This is a genomic window from Nostoc flagelliforme FACHB-838 (assembly GCF_014698065.1).
GTDB lineage: Bacteria > Cyanobacteriota > Cyanobacteriia > Cyanobacteriales > Nostocaceae > Nostoc > Nostoc flagelliforme_B.
This window is the reverse complement of sequence record NZ_JACJSI010000361.1, coordinates 1-5,909: the sequence shown is the minus strand read 5'-3', so window position 1 is coordinate 5,909 and position 5,909 is coordinate 1. Positions and strand designations below refer to the sequence as shown.

Annotated in this window: 6 protein-coding genes and 1 pseudogene; all 7 read right to left on the bottom strand. The window is 43.8% G+C overall.

Annotation, left to right across the window (positions count from 1 at the left end):
- Positions 1-137: 137 nt before the first annotated feature.
- The 7 genes and pseudogenes from H6G97_RS43670 to H6G97_RS43640 all read right to left on the bottom strand — a co-directional run bounded on the left by H6G97_RS43670 (position 138) and on the right by H6G97_RS43640 (position 5,762).
- Complete coding sequence (locus H6G97_RS43670; protein WP_338421973.1) at positions 138-1,178, bottom strand: DUF3854 domain-containing protein; 1,041 nt, start codon at positions 1,176-1,178, stop codon at positions 138-140.
- Between the two features lie 192 nt (positions 1,179-1,370).
- Positions 1,371-1,907 (bottom strand): annotated as a pseudogene (locus tag H6G97_RS43665) (alpha-ketoglutarate-dependent dioxygenase AlkB family protein).
- Positions 1,908-1,965: 58 nt separating this feature from the next.
- Positions 1,966-2,646, bottom strand: coding sequence for a hypothetical protein (locus H6G97_RS43660; protein WP_190946731.1), 681 nt, complete (start codon positions 2,644-2,646; stop codon positions 1,966-1,968).
- Positions 2,643-3,104 carry a hypothetical protein gene (locus tag H6G97_RS43655; protein ID WP_190946734.1) on the bottom strand — a complete coding sequence of 154 codons (462 nt, stop codon included), beginning with the start codon at positions 3,102-3,104 and terminating at the stop codon, positions 2,643-2,645. The genes H6G97_RS43660 and H6G97_RS43655 overlap by 4 nt, the downstream gene beginning before the upstream one ends.
- 284 nt (positions 3,105-3,388) lie before the next feature.
- Positions 3,389-4,321, bottom strand: a complete 933-nt coding sequence (locus H6G97_RS43650; protein ID WP_190946730.1) for a hypothetical protein — start codon at positions 4,319-4,321, stop codon at positions 3,389-3,391.
- 51 nt (positions 4,322-4,372) lie between these two features.
- Positions 4,373-5,236, bottom strand: coding sequence for a hypothetical protein (locus tag H6G97_RS43645; RefSeq protein ID WP_338421972.1), 864 nt, complete (start codon positions 5,234-5,236; stop codon positions 4,373-4,375).
- A gap of 265 nt (positions 5,237-5,501) precedes the next feature.
- On the bottom strand, positions 5,502-5,762 hold the full coding sequence (locus H6G97_RS43640; RefSeq protein WP_190946732.1) for a helix-turn-helix domain-containing protein: 261 nt from the start codon (positions 5,760-5,762) through the stop codon (positions 5,502-5,504).
- Positions 5,763-5,909 lie beyond the last annotated feature (147 nt).

The window sequence follows — 5,909 nt, the reverse complement described above, 5'->3', positions numbered from 1 at the left end:
CCTAATTATTGCTAATCATAGTTATTACTCCAGTACTTTTCGTTTTATTCGTATTTTATTTATCTTTAAAACTTCGGATAATACGTGATTGTCTTCGGTTCCTGAATTTAATCCACTGATGTATAAAATATCCTTTCCTAAATTTTACTCATCTCAATGATTTTTTCGCACTTGTGAGAAATCCGGGCAAGGAATCTTTGGTTGAGTGCGATCGCAGGCGGGTAAGTCAACAAGGTAAACAGCTTAATCTCCCACAACTCCAGTGCAACGGCAGTGTTGTAGAGCGCGTCAAATGCCGGCTGACCCTTGGCGACAATAAAATCATCAACCCCTTTCTCTGCCCCAATTGGTAAATCAATCACCCGCAGCGAACAACCCTCGTTTACCAACAGCCGTCCCATACGACTGATAGCGGTTCTGACTCGCTGTGCAGTTTCGGGCTTATTATCTTGGTCAAAGCAGATGTTAACCTGTCTCCCCTGTGTTGCAAAATGTTTCAAGTTTGGGATGAGGTATGGTTTGCCATTAGCTGTACCATACTCATCTTGCGGTGTACGGTATCTAGCGTTAACGCCAGGAATTGCGATCGCTGCATAACCAGCAGTCAGTAATGCTCCTGCTTTTTTGACACCTTCGACAATTGTGACTGGTACATTATGCTTCCATACCCAGTGCCAAAAACCCCCAGGATGCTGTAGGTCTTCTTCGGTGATGGGAATACCGCTACGATTGGAGACTTTCACCCAAATGCGATTCGGCACTAAGAGGAAGAAGGCGCGTGTCTCTTCTCTGTAAGGATGCTCGTACTTGATAAACTTGTGAATTTTCTGGCGGTCGCGTCGGGGATGGTCGGGTTTGAAACAGCCCCACATCATCGGCGCGTAGTTGTTGAGGGGGTCAACGCCATTGCACCACCAGCCGCCTAGTTCAATGTGCTGGTACTTCTTCAAATCTCTATCTCGTAGCCGTCCATCATTGCGACGGGAGATTTTGGGGCTGTATAGCAGATATTCATAAGGCACGTTACCATCAAGTGATCGCACATTCAGAGCAATGATTTCTTCGTCAACCCCGCAACTGAGCCACTCTTGTAGGTGCTTGGCTTGAGAATCGGTCGGTAAAACTGTCATATCCCCTCCAATATTTTGACGCATGAGAATTTTGCGGTATATGGTCATACCGCCTTTAAGGTTTGTTACGCAGACACGGGTTAAAGGACTGTTGTTTTTAGTTCAGCCGTCAGAGTGAGAAATATCTTGTTAGCTGGGGTAAGAGGCTTTAAAACAGAGATGATAGTACATCTGAACTAAGAGAGAATATAATACACCATTTTGGAAAATTGGATTGAAACTCAAAACAAGCTGTCTTCTTCAGATCCTTCCCCCTGTATGCGGTCGAAATGTCAAATTAATACGTGTGCTAACCACTTTGTTGGTCTTGGGGACTTGGTGAAGGTGAGTTGACTGGCAACCGGGGTGCATCACGAGTAAACTGCCGTGTTCCAGCCAGAAATCCGTTGGTCTGCCGCCGATGGGTTTTATCTGAAACTTGCGACATCACCCTAAGCTGACTGATGCAATCGCAAGGTTAAATCCCATTGATGGTCCGTTGTCAGAGTGCCACCCTATTGAATCTTGGCCACTTCTGTATTGGTTGCCGATGACAATGCGGAAGCTGTAGCCAGTAGCAGCAGTAATCCGATCTCGCAGTTGGGCTAGCGATGAAGTCCAAGATAGTGGTTTGAGTAGTACGTTCTTGGAGTAAAGGTAATCACAGCCCTCATCCCCGTAAATACATTCCAAACGAGGCACAGGAATCGTTTTACCCAGCATTCTGATTGTGTTTTGCTGCCATTGCAGTTCTTGGCAATGTTGGTAGAGTTCGTCGGCTTCCAGCTTGGTGAGCAAGTCTGGATAATAACTGACGGTAAAACTGTGGTAGGTTCATCAAAAAGCGACATCTGTTTCATAATTCTCCTTTGGCGATTGCCCGAACGATTTCAATAGCCCGTTCTTGCGAAATAGCCTGTTCTGGATTCTTGTAAAACCCAGTGATCGCCGACTTGGGACGAATAATACTTTGCTGCCCTGTTGCGCGTTTGTCCCAGACAAAGCACGAGATGGTAATGTTATCGGTAGCCCAACGACTACCCCGTTTATCCTTGCGGAAACAGAAGCGCGGCAGAATCAGTACAAGTGACGGCGGGTGCTGCTGCAAGAAATCCGCACGATCATCACAGGGTTCGAGAAAGCTGGTCAGAAGGAATGCAGCTACACCCACACGTGCTTTTGCGAATGCATTCTTGATAATTGGTGCAGCAAACTCTGAATATGGCGGATTAGTACAGATCCAATCGCACTCTGGCAAAGAATCCCATGATTGGGATAGTGTTGCATCTAGGTGATAATCTGCTGGTTTATCCGCATCTATGTCATTTGTCCAAATTCTTTCGGTGTATGGCCAGGCTTGGAGTAAAGATGCGATCGCCCCATCTCCAACACATGGCTCACCAATCACACCAGATAACGGAACATGACGCAGTAGTTCAGTTGTGAACCATGATGGAGATTCGTAAAAGTTTAGAGGATGTCGGGTGACAGTTTCGATGACGGTGATTTCTGGTGCTAATAATGGTACAACAGTCATAATTCATCCTCACTAAATTCAATGTGGGTTAAAGTCTGAAGTTCAACAGCTAATCCGCTTAAGAAATTTTGAAGTTCGACTATTGCCAATTCTTTGGATATGTCTTTTTGTGACGTATAAATAAGTTGCTTGTGATGCCCAAAGTAAACTTCTGTACGAGTTAAGTTTTGCTCTGTGTCAGTTAACAGAGTCAAAGTAAATCTTCCAAGCTTGCAAAAATAATAGGAACGCTTTGAACTCCAAGGCTTTCCAGGTTGCCAAGTGATTTGGGGCTTTTTACCAATGTGAACGCTGATTGATTCAAAATCAACGTGGAAAATGTTCAAATCTGTTTGCATTTCTCCACTGTTATAGCGGTCTGTTATATGCTGTTTAATTGCTGCTTTTGATAACCCATCGGGAATATCAATGTGAGCTTCTGATGTGATTTTTTCAACTAATGTAACAATGACTTTCATATCCGTTATCCTGAAAGTAAGGAGTATTTTTGTGTGGCGATTGTTACTTATCAAGCGGCAATCGCTTTTTATTTTGATTGTTAGAAACCTTGAAGTTACAACACTTTCTTGAGATGTGTATTATTTGCTAGAGCAGTCATCTTTGTAACGGATCATGTCAGAAGTTTGGTACTTGCTTGACTACGTGAAAGAGAAGCTTTTAATGTTATTGGTAATATTCGATGCTTCAGCAAAAAATTCCATCTTTAGATCAGCGAACGTTTCTGTGGTGGGGGCGTTCGCTTTCACTTGGTCAGCACTGGTTCCTTTTTGCTAGTGAAAGCCCCCGCCTGCCTTAGCGCTGCACCAGGACTGGGATGAGCGAAGAACTCTTCTATAGCTTTGGTCAACCCAGCCGCAACAGCCGGATCATGACAAGCGTAGACATAGATGGGCTGTTGAACGCCGTTAACCAATCGTGTCTCTTGGCGATCGCCTAACTGTGGGTAAAACGTGCGAACCCATGTGCCTAAGTGTCCGCGATAGTGAGCGCCGCTCAGGGGGACTTTCTTTCCAAGTTCGCTCTCTGCAAAGTTGACCACGCCAAGCCACTTTTCTTGTGTGCTGGTAAGGGACTGTCTGTTGTAGTCAGCTAAAAGATTGGCGGCGAAGTCTTTGCAATTCTGTTCCATGTATGGGTTGAGTCTGCCACCGGTAAGTTCGGCTAAAGTTTTCATTGCTTTGACAAAAGTATCTAGCCGTTGCTCAACTGGGGGAAGGGCTGGTGTAGTGGGTTGCTGGGGAGCGATCGCTGGTACAGATGAAACTAAATCTAAAATGATACTGCGTACTTGAGCAGCAATCTCCGATTCGGTCAAAAGCATTGCAATTCGGAGTGTGCCTAATGCGGAGAAAACCCTGGCTTGGGATGTTCGGGATGGTAAACAGAGCGTCTTACGAGCATTCCGTAAGTCCTTACCAGTAAGGGTTTTGGTTTCCCAGTCTCGAAATTCAGCCCCATTAACACGAAAGAGTTCTCTGACAGATGACTCCGTAGTTCCGAAATATTCTGCGATTTGTGCTGTAGTCGCCCAACCACTACCACCCCAAACTGCAAAGATAATTGCTTTAGCCTTTGCCAGAATATCTATTGCCTTGTCGTCAGAAAAGTTTGTGATGGCTTCGGTTCTAAAAGATTTGGATTCGAGCAGTAGCGACTGATTTAAGAGTAATGTCATAGTTCGCTCCTAAAATAATTTTTCAGACTTGCACAAGTTTAAAAATGTGTTTTACTCTGCCGTGTCTAACCAAGGAAATCGGCTCAAGTTAGGGTGTTGGGCTTCAAAAAAGATGAACTTGTTCTCGTCCCAGTCGAGATGGAGGGTAAGACGGATCTCATCAGGGTCTAATCTTTCGACGCTTTTGCCCCGCCAACAGTTAGCGCCTGTTAGCTCCCAGTTGTAAGATTCAGTGTAAATCTCTGCTATTACTACGTTTGATGCCGCATTTTCAACTGCGGTGACTGAAACGGAAGTTTTTTGCTCTTCCCGATCAACTAAAAATAATTTGTATGCAGGCTGCATCTGCACAAGGCTGACAAAATACTTGATGATTTCTGGTACAGCTTGTTGAAGGGTAACGCGATCTTCATCCAGCGTGATTAACTGATCCTCTACTGTCGGGAATGAAAATAGGCGATCGCGTACAGAGATATTTCTTGTTCTCACCCCAGAGATGCCTAACCTTTTCTGAAGCTTTTGAATGTTGTCTCGGACAGTGTGGTAGAGAAAAAGGTCAGTTCCAAAACGAGGGCCAAACACTTTACCCATATTGTCGTAAAACTTACCCCCTTCTTTTACCTCTGCTGGGGCATCCATGCACCAGCCTTTAGGGTCTGACAGAATGCGACGAAGGATTTCTTCATCTTCATTGCTACCGTCACCAAGATTTGCAAGGGACAAGTAAACCTGTTGGTTTAGCAGAGAGGGGTAAGTGAATTTGTGGCGTTTGGGATATTTTAGACAAATACAGTCTTCCAGTAAGGCTGATAAACCTTCTGTAGTGAATAAGTTGGGATTGTCTTGGAGGAGTAGTTGTAAAACTGCTGCTGGGTTAGACATGGCTTTGACTTTGTGGCGATATTTAATTAGCACATCGCTTAATAGCGATCGTTTGCAGTTATTGTTTACCTGTATTTACTTAGAAAATCTACTTCACGAGTACAGCAAGATACGATAAAAATCTGGTTACATCGCTTTTAGGGCAATTTAGTAATCTTTACCTTAGTTATTAATGTCACTGAAGCGATTAAAAGGCTACTCTTGTTTGACTTCCTAAAATTCTTTAGGTTGAATATGACTATTCCTTTTAGGAAGGGCTAGTTCAGGCGATCGCACTCTTGGCCGGGGGCGATCGCTTTTAACCTTCTTCGTCTTCAAAAATCACATCATTAAAATCAAAAGTAACGCCTAGATTAATGCCTAGAGCGGTTTCTATTTTTCTCAATGTTGATTCTGGCAGTACTTTTATCTCTCCTTTTTCAATTGAGTACCAGTTCTGAAGGCTCATTCCAGCTGTTGCTGCTATTTCCGTAAGCGGACGCTTGTCGAGCTTTCTTGCTCGCCAGATCCGTTCCCCCAAATCTGGAACATCTTTTTGTATTCGTCTTTCAACTTTCATCAAACATAAATCCACTCAATCACTCCTTTTTTATTTAATCCTTGTTTTATTATTAGTACTATAAGTTGTCATCTGATAAATGTCAAATATCACCTGACGGTTGACATTTATCAAGTCTTACTTTAAAGTATAAATATAGCAGAGGAA